Here is a 20002-nt window from a genome sequence, read left to right as displayed (position 1 = left end):
TGTCCGCGCGTTGAACAACTGGCGAATGGTTGCGGCATGTAGTTGAACCGTCACCATGAGTGTGACGCAGCGCACACAGGCGAAGTCCACGATGTGTGCAACACTCATCTCAAGGGGTGAGATTCCCTTAATTTCCAAGGAGGTTCACATCATGCGCACCCGTTTCGCAGCCCTGACGATGGTAGCGGCAGGGATCACCGGCCTGGCGGCGGCTCCGGCCATGGCCGCCACCGCGACGTCCGGGACGGACACCGCCGTCTGCGCCTCGGTGCTCAACCAGCCCTGCGTCTCGCACCAGGCCGACGGCGAGGGCATCGTGGGCGTCGCCCAGGTCAGCGCCGACCCGAGCCAGTTGACGATGGTTCGGGTCGACATCCGCACCCAGGCCGCCTGGGGCAGCCCGTGGGAGACGATCGCCACCGCGACCACCATCCAGTACGGCTCCGCGAAGGCGGTCACTCCACGGGTGACCGCCACCGCCCCCCGGATGATCTGCGCGACCGCCGGCCCCGCTCTGGACGTCACCAAGCAGGTCACCACCTGTACCAACCCGTTCTGATCCGCGGCGCCACCGAGGCACCGCACCCGCCACCCCCGTGCCGACCGTACGACCGGGCAGCCGTCCGGACGGCCGGGGAGCGGAAGGCAGGACGAGCACCGGGGCCGGCCGTCGGACACCCCCGTCCCGACGGCCGGCCCCGGCCCCGCCCCACCAGGCGAAATAGGGCGGAGGGCGGAAGATCGCCCGGGGACCGGACCCGGGTGGACCTGGGGCACCCCCACACGGCAAACTGGTCTAGACCTTGGAGGTCTAGACCTCAGACTCGCCTCAGAACGGTGGACCCAGTATGGAAATCGTGATCGTCCCTGACGCCCGAGCGGCCGGCGAACTCATCGCCGCGGCGATCACCGATCTGCTGACGGACAAGCCCGACGCCCTGCTCGGCGTGGCGACCGGCTCGACCCCGCTGCCGATCTACCAGGCCCTGGCCGAGCGGGTCCGCGACGGCCGGCTGGACGCCACCAAGGCGCGCATCTGCCAGCTGGACGAGTACGTCGGCCTGCCCGCCGGCCACCCGGAGTCCTACCGCTCGGTGGTGCTGCGCGAGGTCGTGGAACCGCTCGGCCTGACCGAGGACTCCTTCCTGGGCCCGGACGGCAACGCGGCCGACATCGCCGCGGCGGCCACCGCCTACGACCGCGCGCTGGCCGAGGCCGGCGGCGTGGACCTCCAGCTGCTCGGCATCGGGACGGACGGCCACATCGGCTTCAACGAGCCCTGCTCCTCGCTCTCCTCGCGGACCCGGATCAAGACCCTGACCCGGCAGACCCGGGTGGACAACGCCCGATTCTTCGACAGCATCGACCAGGTCCCGCACCACGTCATCACCCAGGGCATCGGCACCATCCTGGAGGCCCGCCACCTGGTGCTGCTCGCCACCGGCGAGGCCAAGGCCGAGGCCGTCGCGCTCGCCGTCGAGGGCCCGCTCTCCGCGGTCGTCCCGGCCTCGGCGCTCCAGCTGCACCCGCACGCCACCGTGGTGGTGGACGAGGCGGCCGCCTCCCGCCTCAAGCTCGCCGACTACTTCCGCGACACCTACGCGGCCAAGCCGGCCTGGCAGAAGCTCTGAGCGCTCCCCGGCCGTTTCCGCGGGGCGGTCCGGCGCCCAGTGGGACCGCCTCGCGGCGGGCCGCCGGTTCGCCGGCGCCGTGAACGGCCCGGTGCCCGCCGAAAGGTTTCGGCTGGCACCGGGCGTCGGCCGACCGGGCCTCACTTGCAGGTGATCAGCAGCCCGAGGACGGCGGTGCAGCTGCGGGTGTCCCGGCTGGTGGCGGGCGAGGGGTCGGCGGGCACCCCGGCGGTGCGGGCCACCGTGACGTCCCAGCTGCGGAGCAGTCCGAGGCCGCCGACGGCCACCGAGAAGTGCCGGGTGGTGCTCGCGCCCCTGGCCAGCGGCGCGGTCAGCGCGCAGCCGAGCTTCCCGGCGGCGACGGTGCAGTCGCCGGAGGTCGCGGTCAGCCCGGCGGGCAGGTCGGCGGTGACGGTCGCCGAGGCCAGCGGGTCGGGGCCCTGCCCGGTGAGCGTCACGGTGTAGTCGACCCGGCTGGAGAGCAGGCCGGTCACCGGGGTCGCGGTGAGCGCGACGGCCAGGTGGGCGGCGGGGGCGGTGTAGGTGAAGCGGTCGGCGGTGACGGCCGCGCTGGTACCGCCGGGCGCGGTGACCCGTACGTCCACCGGCCCGGTGACGGTGGTCGCGGGGGCGGTCGCGGTGCAGCTGGTCTTCGTGCAGCTGAAGGAGGAGGCCGGGCCGGCCGCCCCGAAGGTCACCGCGGTGGCGCCGGCCAGGTCGGTGCCGGTGATGGTCACCGCGGTGCCGCCCGCCCCGGAGCCGCCGTTCGGGGTGACGGCGGTGACGTCCGGCACCGGCAGCGGGAAGTCCACCACGTCGACGGCGTTGCCGGTGAAGTCGGCGAGGTAGCCGCGCCGCCCGTCGGCGGTCAGCGCCAGGCTGTACGGGCTCGCGCCCACCGGGACGGTCGCGGTGACGGTCCGGCTCGCGGTGTCCACCACGCTCAGGGTGTTGTCGGCGTAGTCGGAGACGTAGGCCGCCGCGCCGTCCGGGGAGAGGGCCACGGCGTAGGGGCCCGAACCCACCGCGACGGTGCCCAGGACCGTACCGGCCGAGGTGTCGATCTCCGCGGCGGTGCCGTCGTCGCCGTCGGCGGCCCACAGCCGGCCGCCGTCCGGGCTGAGCGCGAGGCCGAAGGCGCCGTGGCCGACCACGACGGTGCCGCTCACCGTGTTGCTCGTGGTGTCGACGACGGTCACCGCCTTGTCCCCGGAAGCGGCGACGTACAGCCGCTTGCCGTCCGGCGAGACGGCCAGTCCGTGCGGCTCGGCGCCGACCGGCACCGTCGCCGTCACGGTGCCGGAGGAGGTGTCCAGCACGCTCACGGTGCTGGCGCCGGCGTTGCTGACGTAGGCGCGCGAGCCGTCCGGCGCGAGGACGAGGCCCCAGGGCTGCGCGCCGACCGGGACGGTCGCGGTGACGGTGGCGGTGGCGGTGTCCACCACGCTGACGGTGTTGTCCAGGTGGTGGGTGAGGTAGGCCCGGTGCCCGTCGGGCGAGAGGGCGACGGCGTACGAGCCGCTCCCGGCGGTGAAGCTGCCGGAGACCGCCCCGCTGACGGCGTCCAGCACGGTGACGGTGCCGCTGCTCTGGCTGGTCACGTACACGTGGCCGCCGTCCGGCGTCAGCGCGACGCCCGCCGGGTAGGGCGCGACCGTCACGTGCCCGGCGACGGCGGGCGGCAGGGTGACGGCCCCGGCCGTCACGGGCAGCGACAGCAGTGCGGCCGTGGTCGCGGCTGTCACGACCACGGCCGTCCGGGCACGGCGGGGCGGGCGGGGTGTTCTCACGGGGACTCTCCAGCTGCTCGGCGGTGCGAACGATGCGGATGTGGTGGTGTCGGGAGCCGGGGGAAGCGTAAGAGCAGCCCTGACTTTCCGTCAGGGAGTGATTACAAATGTCGCCAACTGTTCAGTTTCGATCGAAGCGCCTTCACCGGCAGGACTCCCCGGACGAACGACGTGACCAGCGTCTCGTTCGGAGCCGTGCAGGAAATTGGAATCGAGGAGTCGCATTCGATAGCGTTTCGAACGTGAGGCTGACCAAGAGCACCGACATCGCCCTCCGGATCGCCATGCGACTGGCCGTCCTGGGCGAGGGCGACAACCCGACCACCCGCGAGGTGGCCGAGTCGGTCGGCGTGCCGTACACCCACGCGGCCAAGGTGGTCAGCCGGCTTCAGCACCTGGGGGTGGTGGAGGCCCGGCGCGGTCGCGGCGGCGGGCTGATGCTCACCTTCGCCGGGCGCACGGGTTCGCTCGGACTGCTGCTGCGGGAGCTGGAAGGAGTCGGCGACGTGGTCGGCTGCGAGGACGACCCGCCGTGTCCACTGCGGGCCGCCTGCCGACTGCGCGGGGCGTTGCGCAACGCCCAGGAGGCGTTCTTCGCCGCACTCGACCACCTCTCCGTCGACGACCTGGTGGCCTCCCCCACCGGCCCGGTCCTGCTGAGCCTCACCGCCCGGCCCTCCGACTGATCCGCCCTCCGGCCGATCAGCCCACCGATCGATCAGCCCGCCAGGGGCCGCGCTCCACCGCGCGGCCTTTAATACGAATCCCAGATACCAGTTAGGGAGCTCCTCTGATGCTGTCCGCGAAGTCTGCCGAGGTCGTCGAGGCCACCCTGCCCGTCGTGGGCGCCGCCGTCGGGGACATCACCCCCGTCTTCTACGACCGGCTGTTCGCCGCCCACCCGGAGCTGCTGCGCGACCTCTTCAACCGGGGCAACCAGGCCAACGGCACCCAGCGCGAGGCGCTGGCCGGCTCGATAGCCGCCTTCGCCACCGCGCTGCTCGCCAACGCGGACCAGCGACCGGACGCGATGCTCGCCCGCATCGCCCACAAGCACGTCTCGGTCGGCATCGCCAACGACCAGTACAAGGTCGTCCACGAGCACCTGTTCGCCGCCATCGTGGAGGTGCTCGGCGAGGCCGTCACCCCCGAGGTCGCCGCCGCCTGGGACGAGGTCTACTGGCTGATGGCCAACGCGCTGATCGCCATCGAGGACCGGCTGCGCGCCGAGGCCGCCGCCGGTGGCGACCCGGCCGACCTGTGGCGCCCGTACACCGTGGTCGCCCGCCACCAGGAGACCGAGGCCGTCACCACCTACCTGGTCCGCCCCGCCGACGGCGGCCCCGTACCGGCCTTCCGCCCCGGCCAGTACGTCTCGGTGCGCACCGAGCTGCCCGACGGCGCCCACCAGATCCGCCAGTACAGCCTCTCCGGCAGGGCGGACGGCGCACTGCGCTTCAGCGTCAAGCGCGAGGACGGCGGCGAGGTCTCCGGCCACCTGCACGACCACCTGAAGGCCGGCGACACCGTCGAACTGGCGCCCCCGCTGGGCGACATCGCCCTCGCCGACGGCGACGGCCCGGTGCTGCTCGCCTCCGCCGGCATCGGCAACACCCCGATGACCGCCATGCTCGACCACCTGGCCGCCAGCGGCTCCACCCGGCGGATCGTCTCGGTCCACGGCGACCGCGACCAGCTGAGCCACGCCTTCCGCGCCGACCTGGCGCGGCTGACCACCGCACTGCCGAACGCCACCTCGCACGTCTTCTACGAGCGACCGCTCGGCGAGTGGCCGGCCGAGCGCACCGGGCTGGTGGACCTCTCCACCGTCGAGGTCCCGGCGGGCACCACCGCCTACCTCTGCGGCCCGCTCCCCTTCCTGCGCGCCGTCCGCGAGCAGCTGCTGACCGCGGGTGTCCCGGCGGCGGACATCCACTACGAGGTGTTCGGCCCGGACCTGTGGCTCGGCGCCTGATCACCTGATCCGGGCTCCGCGCCCGAAGCCCAACGCCCAAGGCCCGGGGCCGAGGTTCCGGGCCCGAGGTCCCACCGCGGCACCGGTCCGCTCGGTACGATCACGAGCGGTCCGGTGCCGTTCGGCGTGCGCGCGTCCTCCCGACGCCCGTACGTCCGTTCCTGCGGCGGGAGTTCGGCAGAAGGGAGCCCGGATGCGGGTCGCACTGTTCGCCACCTGCGTCAACGACGCGCTGTTCCCCGGCACCGCGGTGGCCACCGTCCGGCTGCTCGAACGCCTCGGCGTCGCGGTGGACTTCCCCGCCGGGCAGACCTGCTGCGGGCAGCCGCAGTACAACACCGGCTACCGCCGGGCCTGCGAGCCGCTGGTCCGGCGCACCGCCCGGGCGTTCGCCGGGTACGACCACGTCGTGACGCCCTCGGGCTCCTGCGTGGCGATGGTCCGGGACAACTACCCCCGGATCGGTGCCCGGGCCGCCGGCGAGGGCCGGGGCACCGAACTGGCCGACCTGGCCACCGACCTGGTGCCCCGGGTGGTCGAGCTGACCGAGTTCCTGACGGACGTGCTCGGCGTCGAGGACGTCGGCGCGTACTTCCCGTACACCGTCACCTACCACCCCTCCTGCCACGGTCTGCGCCTGCTCGGCCTGGGCGAGCGCCCGCGCCGGCTGCTCGGCGCCGTCAGGGGACTGGAGCTGGTGGAGCTGCCCGGGGCCGAGGAGTGCTGCGGCTTCGGCGGCACCTTCGCGGTCAAGAACGCGGCGGTCTCGGCGGCCATGGCCGAGGACAAGATCGCCAACGCCCTCGGCACCGGCGCCCGGGTACTGTGCGGCGCCGACAACTCCTGCCTGCTGCACCTCGGCGCCACCCTGCGCCGCCAGGGCGCGCCGCTGCGGCCGCTGCACCTGGCGGAGATCCTGGCCAGCACCGAGGCGGACCCGTGGAGGCCGTCCCGATGACCAGCACCTTCCTCGGCATGCCCGCCTTCCCGCAGGCCGCCGCGCGGGCCGTGGAGGACGAACGGCTGCGTGCCAACCTGCGGCACGCCACCCACACCATCCGCGACAAACGGGCCAGGGCCGTCGCCGAACTCGACGACTGGGCGCGGCTGCGCGCCGCCGGGAAGGCGATCAAGGACCACACGCTGCGCCATCTCGACCGCTACCTGGTCCGGTTGGAGGAGTCCGTCACGGCGGCCGGCGGCACCGTGCACTGGGCCGCCGACGCCGAGGAGGCCAACCGGATCGTGGCGGACCTGGTCCGGGCGACCGGCCGGACGGAAGTGGTCAAGGTCAAGTCGATGGCCACCCAGGAGATCGAGCTCAACGAGGCGCTGGCGGCCGAGGGGATCACCGCCTACGAGACCGATCTGGCCGAGCTGATCGTGCAGTTGGGCGACGACCGGCCCTCGCACATCCTGGTGCCGGCGATCCACCGCAACCGCGCCGAGATCCGGGAGATCTTCGCCGACCGGATGGCCTCCTGGGGCCGCCCGGCGCCCGGGGGCCTCACCGACTCCCCCGCCGAACTCGCCGAGGCCGCCCGGCTGCACCTGCGGGAGAAGTTCCTGCGCGCCGAAGTCGCCGTCTCCGGAGCCAACTTCATGGTCGCCGAGACCGGCACCCTGGTGGTGGTCGAGTCCGAGGGCAACGGCCGGATGTGCCTCACCCTGCCGCGCACGCTGATCTCGGTGGTCGGGATCGAGAAGGTCGTGCCGACCTGGCGGGACCTGGAGGTGTTCCTCCAACTGCTCCCGCGCTCCTCCACCGCCGAGCGGATGAACCCGTACACCTCGCTCTGGACCGGGACGGCGGCGGGCGACGGCCCGTCCGAGTTCCACCTGGTGCTGCTGGACAACGGCCGCACCGCCGCGCTCGCCGACCGGGTCGGCCGCCAGGCGCTGCGCTGCATCCGCTGCTCGGCCTGCCTCAACGTCTGCCCGGTGTACGAACGGGCCGGCGGGCACGCCTACGGCTCGGTGTACCCGGGGCCGATCGGCGCCGTCCTGACGCCCCAACTGCGCGGCACCACCAGCCCGGTGGACGCCTCGCTGCCGTACGCCTCCTCGCTCTGCGGGGCCTGCTACGAGGTGTGCCCGGTGGCGATCGACATCCCCGAGGTGCTGGTGCACCTGCGCGAGCGGGTCGCCGATCAGGGCGGCCACCCGCTGGAGCGGGCCGCGATGGCCGCCGCCGGGTTCGTGCTGGACCACCCGGCGGCGCTCGCCGCCGCCGAGCGGCTGGCCGGGCGCACCCGGTCGCTGCACCCGCGCCGGCTGCCCGGTCCCGGGCGGGCCTGGACCGATACCCGGGACCTGCCCGAGGTGCCCGCCGAACCGTTCCGCGACTGGTGGCGGAGGAACCGCACATGACCACGCCCAAGCCAGCCCGGCCAGAAAAACCGCTTGGCTCACGGGAGTTGATCCTCGGGCGGATCCGTTCGGCGCTCGGCGACACCGCCGCCGTCGCCGAGCAGCCGCTGCCCCGGGACTACCTGACGGCGCACGTGCCGACCGACGACCCGGCGGCGCTGCTCGACCTGCTGCACCGCAACCTGGCCGACTACCGGGCCCGGGTGCACCGCTGCCGCGAGGACGAACTGCCGGGCCGGATCGCCGGATTGCTGATCGACCGGGGCAGCCGGACGGTCGCGGTGCCGGCTGGGCTGCCGGCGGGCTGGCTCGCCGAGGCCGAGGCCGGGGGCGTCGAACCGCTCCCGGACGACGGGACGTTGACCGCCGCCCGGCTGGACGCGGTGGACAGCGTGGTGACCGGCTGCGCGCTGGCCGTCGCCGAGACCGGGACGATCGTGCTGGACGCCGGCCCGGGTCAGGGGCGGCGGCTGCTCTCGCTCGTCCCCGACCACCACGTCTGCGTGGTGCGGGCGCCCGAGCAGGTCGTCGCCTCGGTGCCGCTCGCGCTGCCGCGGCTCGATCCGGTGCGGCCGCAGACCTGGATCTCCGGGCCGTCCGCGACCAGCGACATCGAGCTGGACCGGGTGGAGGGGGTGCACGGGCCGCGCACCCTGGAGGTGCTGCTGGTCACGGCCGCGGAGGGCGTCACTGGGGCCTGAGCTCCAGCGTGCAGCACTTCGCCCCGCCGCCGCCCTTCAGCAGTTCCGAGACGCCCACCGGGACCGGCTGGTAGCCGTGCTCGACCAGCCGGCCGGCCAGGTTCTTTGCGGCCTCGGGCAGCACCACCCGGCGGCCGTCGGAGACCGCGTTGAGCCCGAACACCTCGGCGTCGGCCCGGTCGGCGAGGATCGCGTCCGGGTAGAGCGCGCGCAGCACCGAGCGGCTGTCGGCGTCGAAGGCCTCCGGGTAGTACATGACGTGGTCGTCGGCGAGCACCGCCAGCGCGGTGTCCAGGTGGTAGAAGCGCGGGTCGACCAGGGTCAGGCTGACCACCGGGACGCCGAACAGCTCGCCGGCCTCGGCGTGCGCGGCGCGCGAGGTGCGGAAGCCCGTCCCGGCGAGCAGCCGGCGCCCGACCACCAGGTGGTCGCCCTCGCCCTCGTTGACGTGCCGGGCTCGGCGCACCTCGCGGTAGCCGCGCCCGCGGAACCAGTCCTGGTAGGCCTCCGACTCGGCGGCGCGCTCCGGGTAGCGGAACGTGGCGACGAGGGCCCGGCCGTCCAGCACGGTGGCTCCGTTGGCGGTGTACACCATGTCGGGCAGGCCGGGCACCGGGTCGATCAGCTCCACGGTGTGGCCGAGCCGGCGGTACGTCCAGTAGAGCCGCTCCCACTGGCGCAGCGCGAGCGCGGTGTCGGTGGGCTGGGTCGGGTCCATCCACGGGTTGATCGCGTAGTCCACGGTGAAGTGCGTCGGCCGGCACATCAGGTAGCGCCGCGGCCGGGCATGGCGCTCCGGGGTCTGCGTGAGCATGACTCAACCATCCTTGGATCACGGGGAGTTCGCCGTACGGAGTTCGGGGTTAGCGGGGCCGTGCACCTTCGTTCCCAAGGCGCTGCCCCGGCGGTACCGCTCGCACACCCGGCCTGGCGCTCCTGGCGGTCGCACGCCCCCGCGCAACCGGCGCAAGCCCCGGCGCACCGGGCCGGCCGGCGGGCCCGGCCTTCCCGGCCGACGGGCCGTCCGGCGTCGGGGGCCCGTCCGCCGCAGGGGGACCGTCCGGCGTCGGGCGACCGCCCGGTTACCAGCGGACCGCGCCGAAGTCCACGGGCCGGGGCCGCAGCTCCCGGCACCGCTCGGCCAGCGCCCGCAGCCGGCGGTCCGCCTCCTCGGCGGGCATCCGGCGCCGGTCGCCGTGGCCGGGCAGCAGCCACTCGAAGCGCAGCACGCCGAGGCCGCGCCGCAGTGAGGCGGCGAGTTCCTCGATCGAGTACCAGGTCACCGACTCCGCCACCTCGACGTCCCCGGTGGTGCGGGACCAGTACAGGCTGTCACCGCTGAAGCAGTAGCGCTCGTCCGCGACGTAGAGCACGCTGCCCAGGGTGTGGCCGGGGAACGGGTGGGCGACCAGACCGGGTGAGACCACCGTCGGCCCGGTGCCGCGCAGCACCCGGTCGGCGTCCGGAGCGGCCGCCAGATCGCCCTCGTGGATCCAGAGCCGGGCGCCGAACCGGTCGGCGTACGCCCGCCCGTGCGCCGCGTGGTCGCGGTGGGTGAGCAGGACGTCGGTGACCGGGCCGAGCGCCTGGTACCGGGCCGCGAGCGCCTCGCTGTAGCGCGGCGTGTCGACCATCACCCAGCCGGTCGGGCGGCGGCAGAGGTAGGAGTTGGCGCCCGCGGTGCGGCGGGAGTTGTGGCCGAGCAGCATCAAGTCGCCGGCGAGTGCCAGCGGGAACGGGTCCCCGGCCGGGTCCAGCGCTCCGCTGCCGGGCCGGATGGAGCGCGTCGGGCAGGCGTGGGCGGCGGCGAGCAGCTGCCGGCGCTCGGCCGCGTCGCGCGGCTGGCGGACCAGCGCGGAGCGGCCCCCGTGCTCGCGGACCAGGCCGGGCGCGAGCTGGCGCGCGACATCGCAGTTGGTGCACCGGTCGTCGATGGACCAGTTCTCGGACGGGTCGGCGTGCGGGTCGGTGGTCATGGATGCCCTTCCCCCAGGAGGACGGCCGCCGGTCCGGCCGCTCCCTTCGAGCATCCGCCGCACGCGCCGCGAAGTGGAAGGGGGCACCGATCTTGTGCTTTCCGGGGGCGGGGTATCCAGGTCCGCCGGGCGCACGTGGTCCATCTCACGTGCGCCCGGGGTCACCTACGGTGGCGTAGGTCACTTGATTGGGTGAACTATCTCCTTCATGCCGAATCTTCAGGAGACCCTTGACCTCGATTCGTATGCCGCCCTCGGGGACAGCTTCACCGAAGGTCTGAACGACCCCGGCGTCGACGGCAGGTTCGCCGGATGGGCCGACCGCCTCGCCGGACTGCTGGCCGACGGCCGCCGGCCGGGCGAGTTCCGCTACGCCAACCTCGCGGTGCGCGGCCGGCTGCTCGACCAGATCGCCGCCGAGCAGGTGCCGCAGGTCCAGCGCCTCCAGCCCGACCTGGTCACCTTCTGCGCCGGAGGCAACGACATCCTGCGGCCCGGCGCCGACCCGGACGAGGTGGCCGAGCGCTTCGAGGCCGCCGTCGTCCGGCTCACCGAGAACGCCGGGACGGTGCTGATCTGCACCGGCTTCGACACCAAGGACGTGCCGCTGCTGAAGCACCTGCGCGGCAAGATCGCCACCTACAACGGCCACATGCGGGCCGTCGCCGACCGCAACGGCTGCAAGGTGGCCGACCTGTGGTCGCTGCGCGCCGTGCAGGACCGCCGGGCGTGGAGCGAGGACCGTCTGCACCTGTCCCCCGAGGGCCACCAGCGGGTCGCCCTGCTGGCCGCCCGCTCGCTGGGCCTGCGCACCGAGCAGGACCCGGAGGCCCCGTGGCCGGACGCCCGGGTGCTCAGCGCCGCCGACCAGCGGCGGGAGAACCTCCAGTGGGCCCGTGAGCACCTGCTGCCGTGGGTCGGCCGGCGCCTGCGCGGCGAGTCCTCGGGCGACCACGTCGAGCCCAAGCGGCCGGAGCTGCTGCCGCTCTGACGTTCCGTCAGATGTGCTGGGCCGATCCGGCCGATCCGTCGGCTGCTGCGATTCGGGAGGTCCGCAGCAGCCGGTGGAGCAGCCCGGCGCAGCCCGCGCCGACCAGGTACCAGAACAGGTCCGGCGGGTTGAAGGTCGAACCCAGCACCAGCCGGACCAGGCCGCTGCGCCGCCCCCAGGCGTCCGGCACGCCGGTGAGCTGGAACAGCTCCACCGCCCAGCTGAGCGCGGCGGCCACGGCGGCGGCGCGGCCGGGGCGGACCCGGGGCGCCGCCAGCACGAGCAGGGTGTACAGCAGGACGGTGTAGAGCGCGTCCCCGGCGTACTTGGCGAGGTCCCCGCCGAGCACCGCCCGTACCCCGAGCCCGGCCGCCACGGTCGCCCCGGCGGCCAGTGCGGCGGCCAGGCGGATCCGTCGGTGTGCCCGAAGGCCGTTCCCCCCAAGGTCCTTCACCCGCGCCACGTTACCCCCGCACTCCCGAGCGAGCCGCACCACCCCGCACCCTGCGCCGCGCGCTCCGCGCGGTCGCCGGTCCGCTTCGCACCCCCGTCCGCGCAGCGCGTCCACCCACCCCACACCACCCCGCCCCCACCCGCACACCGCAAACGGACCCCCACCCACCGGAACCACCCACCACCACCGCGCGCCACTCCCCCAGACGAGCATCCGCACAGCGCGTCCACCCACCCCACACCACCCCCCACACTCCACCCCGCCCCCGCACACCCGAAACGGACCCCCACCCACCGGAACCACCCACCACCACCGCACGTCACTCCCCCAGACGAGCGTCCGCGCAGCGCGTCCACCCACCCCACACCACCCCCCACACTCCACCCCGCCCCCACCCCACACCCGCACACCGCAAACGGACCCCCACCCACCGGAACCACCACCCACCACCGCACGTCACTCCCCCAGACGAGCGTCCGCGCAGGTCGCGGGCCGGGTGAGGACCGGAAGGGACGGGCGGACAGCTGTGCCATACGTGGGTGAGGCCGAGGCGGAGCCGGCGGCGGACCGGGACGGGCGGACCCGGCGTGGGTTCGCCGTGGCCGGATTCGCCTCGACGCAGGGCGGACGGGCCCGGGACCGGGGCAAGGCGCTGCGGGAGCGGGTGCCCCGGGAGCGGCACGCCGAGTTCGCGCCCGCGCCCGGGCGGCCGACGGCCGTGTCGGCGCTGGAGGCCTCCAACACCGGCCGAATAGCCGCCCTGGTGCCGATCCGGGTCGGCCGGATGGCCGCCAGTCCGTTCGCGTTCCTGCGCGGCTCGGCGGGCCTGATGGGCGCCGACCTCGCGGGCACGCCGGTGACCGGGGTGGGCGCGCAGCTGTGCGGGGACGCCCACGCCGCCAACTTCGGCCTGTACGGCGACGCACGCGGTCAACTCGTGCTGGACATCAACGACTTCGACGAGACCGTCCCCGGCCCGTGGGAGTGGGACCTCAAGCGGCTCGCCACCAGCCTGGTGCTGGCCGCCCGGGTGGCCGGGGCGAGCGAGTGCGTCGCGCGCGACGCCGCCCGGCACGCGGCCGGCGCGTACCGCCGCACCGTGCGCACGCTCGCCAAGCTGCCCGCGCTGGACGCCTGGAACGCCATCGCGGACGAGCGGTTGGTCTCCTTCGCCGAGGCGCACGACCTCGCCGAGGTGCTGCGCAAGGTCGGCGCGAAGGCGCTCGGCAACACCAGCGCGCGCTTCGCCGCCCGCAACACCACCCGTACCGCGGACGGCGGTTGGCGTTTCACGGCCGCTCCCCCGGTGCTCACCGAGGTGACCGACGCGACCGCCCGCGCCGTCGCGCACGCGCTCGGCCCGTACGTCGGGACGGTGGTGCCCGAGGTGCGCACGCTGCTGTCCCGCTACCGGGTGCAGGACGTGGCGTTCCGGGTGGTGGGCACCGGCAGCGTGGGCACCCGCTCGTACGTGGTGCTGCTCACCGACCACCGGGACCAGCCGCTGGTGCTCCAGGTGAAGGAGGCCCGCCCGTCCGCGCTGCTGCCCCATCTGCCGGGCGGACCGTGGGCGGCGCCGGACGGGCACGAGGGCCGCCGGGTGGTGCTCGGCCAGAAGCACATGCAGGTGGTCAGCGACACCCTGCTGGGCTGGACCACGGTCGACGGACTGCCCTACCAGGTACGGCAGTTCCGCAACCGCAAGGGCAGCGTCGACCCGGCCGCGCTGCTGCCGGACCAGCTGGACGACTACGCCCGGATCACCGGCGCCCTGCTGGCCCGGGCGCACTCGCACACCGCCGACCCCGGCCTGCTGGCCGGGTACTGCGGCAAGAGCGAGGCGCTGGACGACGCGGTCGCGGCCTTCGCCGTGGCCTACGCGGACCGCACCGAGGCCGACCACGCCGATCTGCTGACGGCGGTGCGCAGCGGACGGCTGCCCGCCGAGCAGGGCGTCTGACCGGCCCCACCGGGGCGGCCCGTCGGCTCACCGGGCCAGGAACGGCGCCACCGCGGCGACGAACTCGGCCGGCCGGGCACCGTGCACCAGGTGCCCGGCCTCGACGGTGACCAGTCGGCAGTCCGGGATCAGCCGGGCGAGTTCGGCGATCCGCTCCTGGGGGATGTGGCTGGCCGGGCCGCCGGCCACCGCCAGGGTGCGGGCGGTGATCCGCGCCAGGCCCGCCCGCCAGGCCGGGTCCGGGTCGTCGAGCTGGGCCCTGACCGCCCGGACCATCGCCCAGTCGAAGTGCGCGTCCGGGTCCGGGTCCTCGGGCAGGGCGCTCGCCCGGCGCGGGTACGGCGCGGGGATGTCCTCCAGGACCAGCCGGTCGACCCGCTCCGGGGCGGCCTGGGCGAGCAGGTAGGCGACGGCGCCGCCCATCGAGTGGCCGACCAGGTCGACCCGGTCGAGTCCGAGGGCGTCGAGGAAGGCCAGCACGTCGTCCCGCATCGCCTCCAGGGAGTAGGCGGCGGTGCGGGCGCTGTCGCCGTGGCCGCGCAGGTCGAGCGCGTACACGTGGTGGGCGGGGGCGAGGTCCGGCAGGACCGGCGCCCAGTCGGCGGCGCGCTCGCCGAGGGCGTGCAACAGGACCAGTGGCGGGCCGCCGGGCGGGCCGCTCTCGTGGTAGGCGAGCATCACTCCGGGCAGGTCCACGGTGCGGGGCCGTTCGTCGGTCATGCCCGCCACGCTAGGCGCCGCCCACCGGTCAGCGGACCGGTGTTCGCCCTCGGCTCATCGCGACCGGTCCGTCCTCGCGCTGTTCCCGGGCCGTGGCGCGGCCGGCGAACACCGAGGCCAGGACGGCGAGTCCGGCCACCGCGGCGCAGACCGCGCTCGCGGTCAGGTACGCGGAGCGGTGACCGCCGCCGGCGGCGGTCTCCCGCAGGTAGACCCCGGACAGGGCCGAGACCGCGACGGCCGCGGCGATCCGCTGCGCCATCTGGAGGATCGCCCCGCTCACCCCGGCCGCCTCGGCGGGCGCGTGGCGCAGCACGTACGCCTGGTTGCTGGGGCCCATCAGGCCGATCGCCGCGCCCCCGAGCAGTTGCAGCAGGGCCAGCAGCCAGGGCAGGACGGCGGCCGGGGTGCCGTGCGCGAGCAGCCCGCTGATCAGCATGGCGAGGGCGGAGGCGGCCATGCTGACGGTGACGGTGCGCCGGCCGTAGCGCTGGACGATCCGCCAGGCGAGGGCGGAGGAGACGCCCATGGCGACGGCGGAGGGCAGCGCGACCAGCGCGGCGCCCATCGGGGAGAGGCCGAGGCCGTCCTGGAGGAACATGGTCAGGACCAGCGAGGCGGCCAGCGAGGAGCCGAACTGGGCCATCGCGGTGGCCGTCCCGAGCGCGTAGGGCGCGGAGCGAGTGAGGGCCGGGTGGATCAGCGGGTGGCCGCCCGCCCGGGCGTAGCGGCGCTGCCACCACGCGAGCGCGGCGAGCAGCAGCGCGGCGGCTGCGGCGAAGGCGAGCCAGCCGGTCCAGCCGGGCGGCCGGACGAAGGGCAGCATCAGGGCCAGGGTGAGCGCGCCGACCAGCAGCAGCCCGAGGACGTCGAGGTCGGCGTGCCGGGTACTGGGGCGGGGCCTGGGCAGGTGGCGGGCCGCCAGGAGGACGGTGGCCAGGCCGAACGGGACGTTGAGCAGGAAGGTCAGCCGCCAGCCGTGCTCGGGGCCGGCCAGCGCCAGGACCGCGCCGCCGATCGGCGGCCCGAGCGCGAAGGCGAGGCCGCCGGTGACGGCGTACATGCCGAGGGCGCGGGCCCGGAGCTGGCCGTCGAAGACGTCCTGGAGGGTGCCGATCATCTGGGAGTTGACCAGGCCGGCGCCCGCCCCCTGGAGCAGCCGGGCGGCGATCAGCACCCCGGGTTCGGTGGCGGTCGCGGAGACCAGGCTGACCAGGGTGAACAGGGCGAGGCCGGTGACGAAGAACCACTTGCGGCCCTTGACGTCGCCCAGCCGCCCGCCGGGGATCAGCGCGAGGCCGAAGGCGAGCGAGTATCCGGCGACGATCCACTGGAGGTCGGCGGGGCCGGCGTGGAGGGTCTCGCGCAGGGCGGGGACGGAGGTGTTGAGGACCGACTGATCGAGGAGCGTGGTGAAGCCGCCCGCCACGCAGACCAGCAGGACCCGGCGCCCGGCGGCGTCGAAGCGCTCCCCGGCCTCCTTGGGCCGCCCGGGCTCCTGCGCCATCGGACCGGTGGCGGCGCTCACGGCTCGACCACCACCAGCGCGTACCGGGCCTCGCCCGGGCCGAGGCTGCGGTAGCGGCTGGTGAGGGCGACGTAGCGCAGGCAGTCGCCGGGGCCGAGCGGCTGCGCCGTGCCGTCCACGGTCAGCTCCAGGTGGCCCTCGAACAGCCAGAGGTGGTGCTCCCGGCCGGAGGTGCAGGGGCGGTCGTAGGCGATGTCCGCGCCGGCGGGCAGCCGGCCCTCGATGATCTCGGCCCGCAGCGAGCCGTGCGGCGGTGAGACCGAGCGGCGGACGAAGCCGGTCGCCTCGTCCCGCCACACCTGCTGTTCTCCGGCCCGCACCAGCCGCGCCGGGCCGGACTCCACCTCGGCGAGCAGCCGCGACATGGTCCGCCCGTAGACGGCGCACAGCCGGCCGAGCAGCGCCGCCGTCGGGCTGACCTCCGCCCGCTCCACCCGGGACAGCGTCGACCGGCTGACGTCCGCCCGCCGGGCCAGCTCCTCCAGGGTCCATCCGCGTTCGAGCCTGAGCTCGGCGAGCCGTTCCGCCAGCCGTTCGTCGACGGCCGTGTCGATTCCCATATTCGCGATGCTATCCCGGATCTGAGATCGACTCATCGGGCGTGGGACGGCGGACTCCGAGCGGGAGGGAGCCGCCGGGCGGGTGTCGGCCGCCGGGGAGCACCACGGCAGACGGGGAGGCCACCCCGGGCGCGGGGTGTGACCAGTGCGGATCTTCATATGATGTCGGGCGAATCGCGGCCGGTCGGCGGCCGGAGGAGCGAGGGGGACCAGCGTGTTCGGCATCATCAGACCGTGCAGGCACCGACTGTCGGAGCGCTTGCAGACCTCCTGGATGGCGCACCTGTGCGGGCTCTGCCTCGCGCTGCGGGACGACCACGGGCAGCTCGCCCGGACGGCGACCAACTACGACGGCCTGGTCATCTCCGTCCTGGTGGAGGCTCAGGCCGCCCGGGAGGACTCCTCCTGGCGGCGCACCGCCGGCCCCTGCCCGTTGCGCGGCATGCGCACCGCCTCCGTCGCCAAGGGCGAGGGCGCCCGGCTCGCCGCCGCCGTCTCGCTGGCGCTCGCCTCGGTGAAGATCCGCGACCACGTCGAGGACGGCGACGGCGTCTTCGCCCGCCGCCCGGTCGCCGCCGGGGCCCGGGCCGTCACCCGGCGCTGGGACCGGAAGAGCGCGGGCGGCGCCTCGGCGGTGGGCTTCGACACCGCCGTCCTGCTCGACGCGGCCCGCCGGCAGGCGGAGCTGGAGCGGTCGCTGCGGCCCGGCGGGTCCGTCCTGCTGGTCACCGAGCCCACCGAGACGGCCACCTCGGCCGCCTTCGCGCACACCGCCGTGATCGCCGGGCGCCCCGGCAACGCCGCCCCGCTCGCCGAGGCCGGGCGGCTGTTCGGCCGGCTCGCCCACCTCCTCGACGCCGCCGAGGACCAGGCTGCCGACGCGGCCTCGGGCGCGTGGAACCCGCTGACCGCCACCGGTACCGACCGCGCCGAGGCCGAGCGGCTCTGCCGGGACGCCGTCCACGGCATCCGGCTCGCGCTGCGCGAGGTCGAACTGACGGACCGCACGCTGGTGCACGTCCTGCTCGCGCACGAGACCGAACGCGCGGTGGAGCGGGTCTTCGGGCGGGCCCGGCACACGGCGAGCTGCCGCCGCCCGGACGCGGCGGGCCCCGCCACGGGCGAGCACCCGCACCAGGCGCCGCCGCAGGCTCCGCCCGGCCAGGAGCCGGGCGAGGCGCCGGTCCCGCCGTGGGTGCCGCAGGGCCCCGGATTCACCCCGCCCGGCGAGAAACCGCCGAAGCCGCGCAACCTGCTCGCCGGGTGCGCGATGTGGGTCCTGATGGCCTGCACCTGCCAGCTGCTCTGCTGCGACCACGACGACCCGTTCAGCCGCGAGCGCCGCCAGGGCTTCTGCCGGCGGAACAACTGCGAATGCGGCGACTGCCTCGGCTGCCCCGACTGCTGCCAGTGCTGCGACGGGTGCGACTGCTGCGACGGCTGCTGCTGCGACTGCGGCTGCAACTGACCGCTCAGCGCACGGGCTCCGCCCCGGTCCTCCCGTCCTCACCGCCCGGTACGGCGACCACCGGCCCGGGGCACCCCCGCGGCGCCCCGGGCCGGTCCGCGGACCGGTCGTCCTCACCCTCGCCGCGCCGCCAGAGCGGCAGGACCGCCACCGGCCGCGGCTCGCCGGGCTCAGGCATCGCGCGACGCCGTTCTCCGGTCCCCCGCCAGCGAGTCCTCCAGCCGCGCCAGCAACTGCCGGAACCGCTCGGTGTCCTGCTCCGTCATCCGTCCCTCGGGCAACGCCCCCGGCCGCTCGGCCGTCCTCTCGTCCATGCGCCCGAGGCTAGGCGGTGACGATCAATGGGCGATAAACGCGCGTTCGGGCGAAAAGCGCTTGCCCCGTGCGGTTCGGCCCGCGAGCATCCTCCGTCATGACGACCGATCACAAGGATCCGACGCCCCCGCTCCCCCGCCCGGTGGCCCTGGTGACCGGGGTGGGCCGGTCGGTCGGCATCGGCGCCGGGATCGCCGGGCGGCTCGCGGCCTCCGGCTGGGACCTCGCCTTCACCTACTGGACGGCCTACGACCGGCGGATGCCCTGGGGCGCCGAGCGGTCCGCGCCGGCGGAGATCGCCCGCGGCCTGCGCGAGCACGGCGCCCGTGCCGTGCCGATCGAGGCCGACCTCGCCGATCCGCAGGCGCCCGCGCGGGTGTTCGCCGAGGCCGAGCGGCGGCTCGGGCCGGTCACCGCGCTGGTGCTGAGCCACTGCGAGTCCGTCGACTCCGGCCTGCTGGACACCACGGTCGAGAGCTTCGACCGCCACTTCGCGGTCAACGCGCGCGCCACCTGGCTGCTGGTGCGGGAGTTCGGCCTCCGCTTCGCGGGCGCGCCGGGCAGCGGCCGGATCGTCGCGCTGACCAGCGACCACACGGTGGGCAACCTCCCGTACGGCGCCAGCAAGGGCGCCCTGGACCGCATCGTGCTCGCGGCCGCCCAGGAGTTCGCCCACCTCGGGGTGAGCGCCAACGTCGTCAATCCGGGCCCGGTGGACACCGGCTGGATGGACGAGGACAGCCGGGAGGAGCTGCGCGCGCGGACACCGCTCGGCCGGCTCGGCACCCCGCGGGACGCGGCCCACCTGGTGGACTTCCTCTGCTCACCGCAGGGGCAGTGGGTCAACGGGCAGCTGCTGGTGAGCAACGGCGGTCTGGCGTAGGGCAAGCGGCCGGGCACCTACCGGACCGGCGCGGCGTCCAGCAGCAGCCGGGCCGCCTCCTTGGCATCGGAGGCGGCCGTCGGATCGCCGTGCACGGCGGCGCTGGTGATGGCCCCTTCGGCGAGCAGGGCCAGGTGGACCGCCGTGGCGGGCGGGGCTCCGGCGGCCTCGGCCAGGGCCGCGAGGTAGTGGCCGAACTCCGTCTTGTGGTGCCGGGCGGCGGCCACCACGCCGGGGCTGGTGGCGCCCAGTTCGCCGAGCGCGTTGACGAAGGCGCAGCCCCGGAAGCCGGGTTCGGCGAACCACCGGCCGAGCCAGTCGAAGACCGCGAGCAGTTGCTCGCGGGGGGACCCGCCGGTGCGGGAGACGTACAGGGCGAGGCTCGCCCGCCAGCGGCCGTCGCGGCGCAGCAGGTAGGCCTCGACGAGGTCGCCCTTGGACGGGAAGTGCTGGTAGACGCGGCGCATGGTCAGGCCGGAGGCGGCCCGGACGGCGTCCATGCCTACCGCCTGGACGCCTTGGCCGTAGAACAGCTCCTCGGCGGCGTCGAGGATGCGGGTCCGCGGGTCTTCCTGCTCCATCTGCCGTGCCCTTTGCGTGAGAACGATGGTTCTCCTATCGTAGCCAGGGCGGTGAGAACGATCGTTCTCACCAGCGGAACGCCCATTCCGAGGAGCGAC

The 20002-nt window shown here is 74.8% G+C and carries 20 protein-coding genes; 11 read left to right on the top strand and 9 right to left on the bottom strand.

Annotated elements, in window-relative coordinates; genetic code table 11:
* Window positions 1-151 precede the first annotated feature (151 nt).
* Window positions 152-559: a hypothetical protein gene (locus ACZ55U_RS26585; RefSeq protein WP_465529720.1), complete on the top strand. Its 408-nt coding sequence runs from the start codon at window positions 152-154 to the stop codon at window positions 557-559.
* Window positions 560-848: 289 nt separating this feature from the next.
* The gene (nagB, locus tag ACZ55U_RS26580; RefSeq protein ID WP_465529718.1) at window positions 849-1631 is read left to right on the top strand and encodes a glucosamine-6-phosphate deaminase; all 783 of its coding nucleotides are present in this window, start codon (window positions 849-851) and stop codon (window positions 1629-1631) included.
* Between the two features lie 140 nt (window positions 1632-1771).
* Here the strand turns inward: nagB and ACZ55U_RS26575 are convergent, their stop codons facing one another.
* The gene (locus tag ACZ55U_RS26575; RefSeq protein ID WP_465529716.1) at window positions 1772-3376 is read right to left on the bottom strand and encodes a YVTN family beta-propeller repeat protein; all 1605 of its coding nucleotides are present in this window, start codon (window positions 3374-3376) and stop codon (window positions 1772-1774) included.
* A gap of 287 nt (window positions 3377-3663) precedes the next feature.
* Between ACZ55U_RS26575 and ACZ55U_RS26570 the strand changes: the two genes are divergently transcribed.
* The 5 genes from ACZ55U_RS26570 (at window position 3664) to ACZ55U_RS26550 (ending at window position 8467) form a co-directional block, all read left to right on the top strand.
* On the top strand, window positions 3664-4107 hold the full coding sequence (locus tag ACZ55U_RS26570) for an RrF2 family transcriptional regulator (protein WP_465529714.1): 444 nt from the start codon (window positions 3664-3666) through the stop codon (window positions 4105-4107).
* A gap of 107 nt (window positions 4108-4214) precedes the next feature.
* The gene (locus ACZ55U_RS26565; RefSeq protein ID WP_465529712.1) at window positions 4215-5396 is read left to right on the top strand and encodes a globin domain-containing protein; all 1182 of its coding nucleotides are present in this window, start codon (window positions 4215-4217) and stop codon (window positions 5394-5396) included.
* 193 nt (window positions 5397-5589) lie between these two features.
* On the top strand, window positions 5590-6354 hold the full coding sequence (locus ACZ55U_RS26560) for a (Fe-S)-binding protein (RefSeq protein ID WP_465529710.1): 765 nt from the start codon (window positions 5590-5592) through the stop codon (window positions 6352-6354).
* Entirely contained in the window at window positions 6351-7766 is a 1416-nt protein-coding gene (locus ACZ55U_RS26555) for a lactate utilization protein B (protein WP_465529708.1), read from the top strand. The genes ACZ55U_RS26560 and ACZ55U_RS26555 overlap by 4 nt, the downstream gene beginning before the upstream one ends.
* Complete coding sequence (locus ACZ55U_RS26550) at window positions 7763-8467, top strand: LutC/YkgG family protein (protein WP_465529706.1); 705 nt, start codon at window positions 7763-7765, stop codon at window positions 8465-8467. Before ACZ55U_RS26555 ends, ACZ55U_RS26550 begins: the two co-directional genes overlap by 4 nt.
* On the opposite strand, the gene ddaH is transcribed toward ACZ55U_RS26550, so the two are convergent.
* The gene (gene ddaH, locus ACZ55U_RS26545) at window positions 8454-9281 is read right to left on the bottom strand and encodes a dimethylargininase (RefSeq protein ID WP_465529704.1); all 828 of its coding nucleotides are present in this window, start codon (window positions 9279-9281) and stop codon (window positions 8454-8456) included. The genes ACZ55U_RS26550 and ddaH overlap by 14 nt on opposite strands.
* 268 nt (window positions 9282-9549) lie before the next feature.
* A complete protein-coding gene (locus tag ACZ55U_RS26540) occupies window positions 9550-10443 on the bottom strand; it encodes a 4Fe-4S domain-containing protein (RefSeq protein WP_465529702.1) in 894 nt (297 codons plus the stop codon).
* Between the two features lie 208 nt (window positions 10444-10651).
* On the opposite strand from ACZ55U_RS26540, the gene ACZ55U_RS26535 reads away from it, so the two are divergent.
* Entirely contained in the window at window positions 10652-11434 is a 783-nt protein-coding gene (locus tag ACZ55U_RS26535) for an SGNH/GDSL hydrolase family protein (protein WP_465529700.1), read from the top strand.
* Between the two features lie 7 nt (window positions 11435-11441).
* Here ACZ55U_RS26535 and ACZ55U_RS26530 read toward each other — a convergent pair whose 3' ends face one another.
* Complete coding sequence (locus ACZ55U_RS26530; protein WP_465529698.1) at window positions 11442-11888, bottom strand: ribosomal maturation YjgA family protein; 447 nt, start codon at window positions 11886-11888, stop codon at window positions 11442-11444.
* Between the two features lie 526 nt (window positions 11889-12414).
* Here ACZ55U_RS26530 and ACZ55U_RS26525 point away from each other — a divergent pair.
* The gene (locus ACZ55U_RS26525) at window positions 12415-13848 is read left to right on the top strand and encodes a DUF2252 domain-containing protein (protein WP_465529696.1); all 1434 of its coding nucleotides are present in this window, start codon (window positions 12415-12417) and stop codon (window positions 13846-13848) included.
* Between the two features lie 27 nt (window positions 13849-13875).
* Here the strand turns inward: ACZ55U_RS26525 and ACZ55U_RS26520 are convergent, their stop codons facing one another.
* From ACZ55U_RS26520 to ACZ55U_RS26510, 3 genes are read right to left on the bottom strand one after another with little or no spacing between them, the layout of a single operon-like run.
* The gene (locus ACZ55U_RS26520; RefSeq protein ID WP_465529694.1) at window positions 13876-14568 is read right to left on the bottom strand and encodes an alpha/beta fold hydrolase; all 693 of its coding nucleotides are present in this window, start codon (window positions 14566-14568) and stop codon (window positions 13876-13878) included.
* Window positions 14569-14596: 28 nt separating this feature from the next.
* Window positions 14597-16096: an MFS transporter gene (locus ACZ55U_RS26515; RefSeq protein ID WP_465529692.1), complete on the bottom strand. Its 1500-nt coding sequence runs from the start codon at window positions 16094-16096 to the stop codon at window positions 14597-14599.
* Window positions 16093-16656 carry a helix-turn-helix domain-containing protein gene (locus tag ACZ55U_RS26510; protein WP_465529690.1) on the bottom strand — a complete coding sequence of 188 codons (564 nt, stop codon included), beginning with the start codon at window positions 16654-16656 and terminating at the stop codon, window positions 16093-16095. The genes ACZ55U_RS26515 and ACZ55U_RS26510 overlap by 4 nt, the downstream gene beginning before the upstream one ends.
* A 214-nt stretch (window positions 16657-16870) precedes the next feature.
* Here ACZ55U_RS26510 and ACZ55U_RS26505 point away from each other — a divergent pair, with 214 nt between their 5' ends.
* Window positions 16871-18124: a DUF5685 family protein gene (locus ACZ55U_RS26505; RefSeq protein WP_465529688.1), complete on the top strand. Its 1254-nt coding sequence runs from the start codon at window positions 16871-16873 to the stop codon at window positions 18122-18124.
* A 170-nt stretch (window positions 18125-18294) separates the two neighbouring features.
* On the opposite strand, the gene ACZ55U_RS26500 is transcribed toward ACZ55U_RS26505, so the two are convergent.
* Window positions 18295-18438: a hypothetical protein gene (locus ACZ55U_RS26500; protein ID WP_465529686.1), complete on the bottom strand. Its 144-nt coding sequence runs from the start codon at window positions 18436-18438 to the stop codon at window positions 18295-18297.
* Between the two features lie 98 nt (window positions 18439-18536).
* On the opposite strand from ACZ55U_RS26500, the gene ACZ55U_RS26495 reads away from it, so the two are divergent.
* Window positions 18537-19322 (top strand): SDR family oxidoreductase, encoded by a 786-nt coding sequence (locus ACZ55U_RS26495; RefSeq protein ID WP_465529684.1) that lies wholly within the window; start codon window positions 18537-18539, stop codon window positions 19320-19322.
* A 17-nt stretch (window positions 19323-19339) separates the two neighbouring features.
* Here ACZ55U_RS26495 and ACZ55U_RS26490 read toward each other — a convergent pair whose 3' ends face one another.
* Window positions 19340-19903: a TetR/AcrR family transcriptional regulator gene (locus ACZ55U_RS26490; protein ID WP_465529682.1), complete on the bottom strand. Its 564-nt coding sequence runs from the start codon at window positions 19901-19903 to the stop codon at window positions 19340-19342.
* Between the last annotated feature and the right edge of the window lie 99 nt (window positions 19904-20002).

It is taken from the genome of Kitasatospora sp. NPDC034533, from assembly GCF_055575155.1.
Note: the sequence above shows the minus strand (reverse complement) of the source record. Positions and strands in the feature narration are given on the sequence as shown.

Coding starts and splice junctions, on each gene's coding strand:
- ACZ55U_RS26585 (WP_465529720.1), top strand. CDS start 152: ATGCGCACCCGTTTCGCAGCCCTGACGATGGTAGCGGCAGGGATCACC.
- nagB (WP_465529718.1), top strand. CDS start 849: ATGGAAATCGTGATCGTCCCTGACGCCCGAGCGGCCGGCGAACTCATC.
- ACZ55U_RS26565 (WP_465529712.1), top strand. CDS start 4,215: ATGCTGTCCGCGAAGTCTGCCGAGGTCGTCGAGGCCACCCTGCCCGTC.
- ACZ55U_RS26560 (WP_465529710.1), top strand. CDS start 5,590: ATGCGGGTCGCACTGTTCGCCACCTGCGTCAACGACGCGCTGTTCCCC.
- ACZ55U_RS26555 (WP_465529708.1), top strand. CDS start 6,351: ATGACCAGCACCTTCCTCGGCATGCCCGCCTTCCCGCAGGCCGCCGCG.
- ACZ55U_RS26550 (WP_465529706.1), top strand. CDS start 7,763: ATGACCACGCCCAAGCCAGCCCGGCCAGAAAAACCGCTTGGCTCACGG.
- ddaH (WP_465529704.1), bottom strand. CDS start 9,281: ATGCTCACGCAGACCCCGGAGCGCCATGCCCGGCCGCGGCGCTACCTG.
- ACZ55U_RS26540 (WP_465529702.1), bottom strand. CDS start 10,443: ATGACCACCGACCCGCACGCCGACCCGTCCGAGAACTGGTCCATCGAC.
- ACZ55U_RS26535 (WP_465529700.1), top strand. CDS start 10,652: ATGCCGAATCTTCAGGAGACCCTTGACCTCGATTCGTATGCCGCCCTC.
- ACZ55U_RS26520 (WP_465529694.1), bottom strand. CDS start 14,568: ATGACCGACGAACGGCCCCGCACCGTGGACCTGCCCGGAGTGATGCTC.
- ACZ55U_RS26510 (WP_465529690.1), bottom strand. CDS start 16,656: ATGGGAATCGACACGGCCGTCGACGAACGGCTGGCGGAACGGCTCGCC.
- ACZ55U_RS26500 (WP_465529686.1), bottom strand. CDS start 18,438: ATGGACGAGAGGACGGCCGAGCGGCCGGGGGCGTTGCCCGAGGGACGG.
- ACZ55U_RS26495 (WP_465529684.1), top strand. CDS start 18,537: ATGACGACCGATCACAAGGATCCGACGCCCCCGCTCCCCCGCCCGGTG.
- ACZ55U_RS26490 (WP_465529682.1), bottom strand. CDS start 19,903: ATGGAGCAGGAAGACCCGCGGACCCGCATCCTCGACGCCGCCGAGGAG.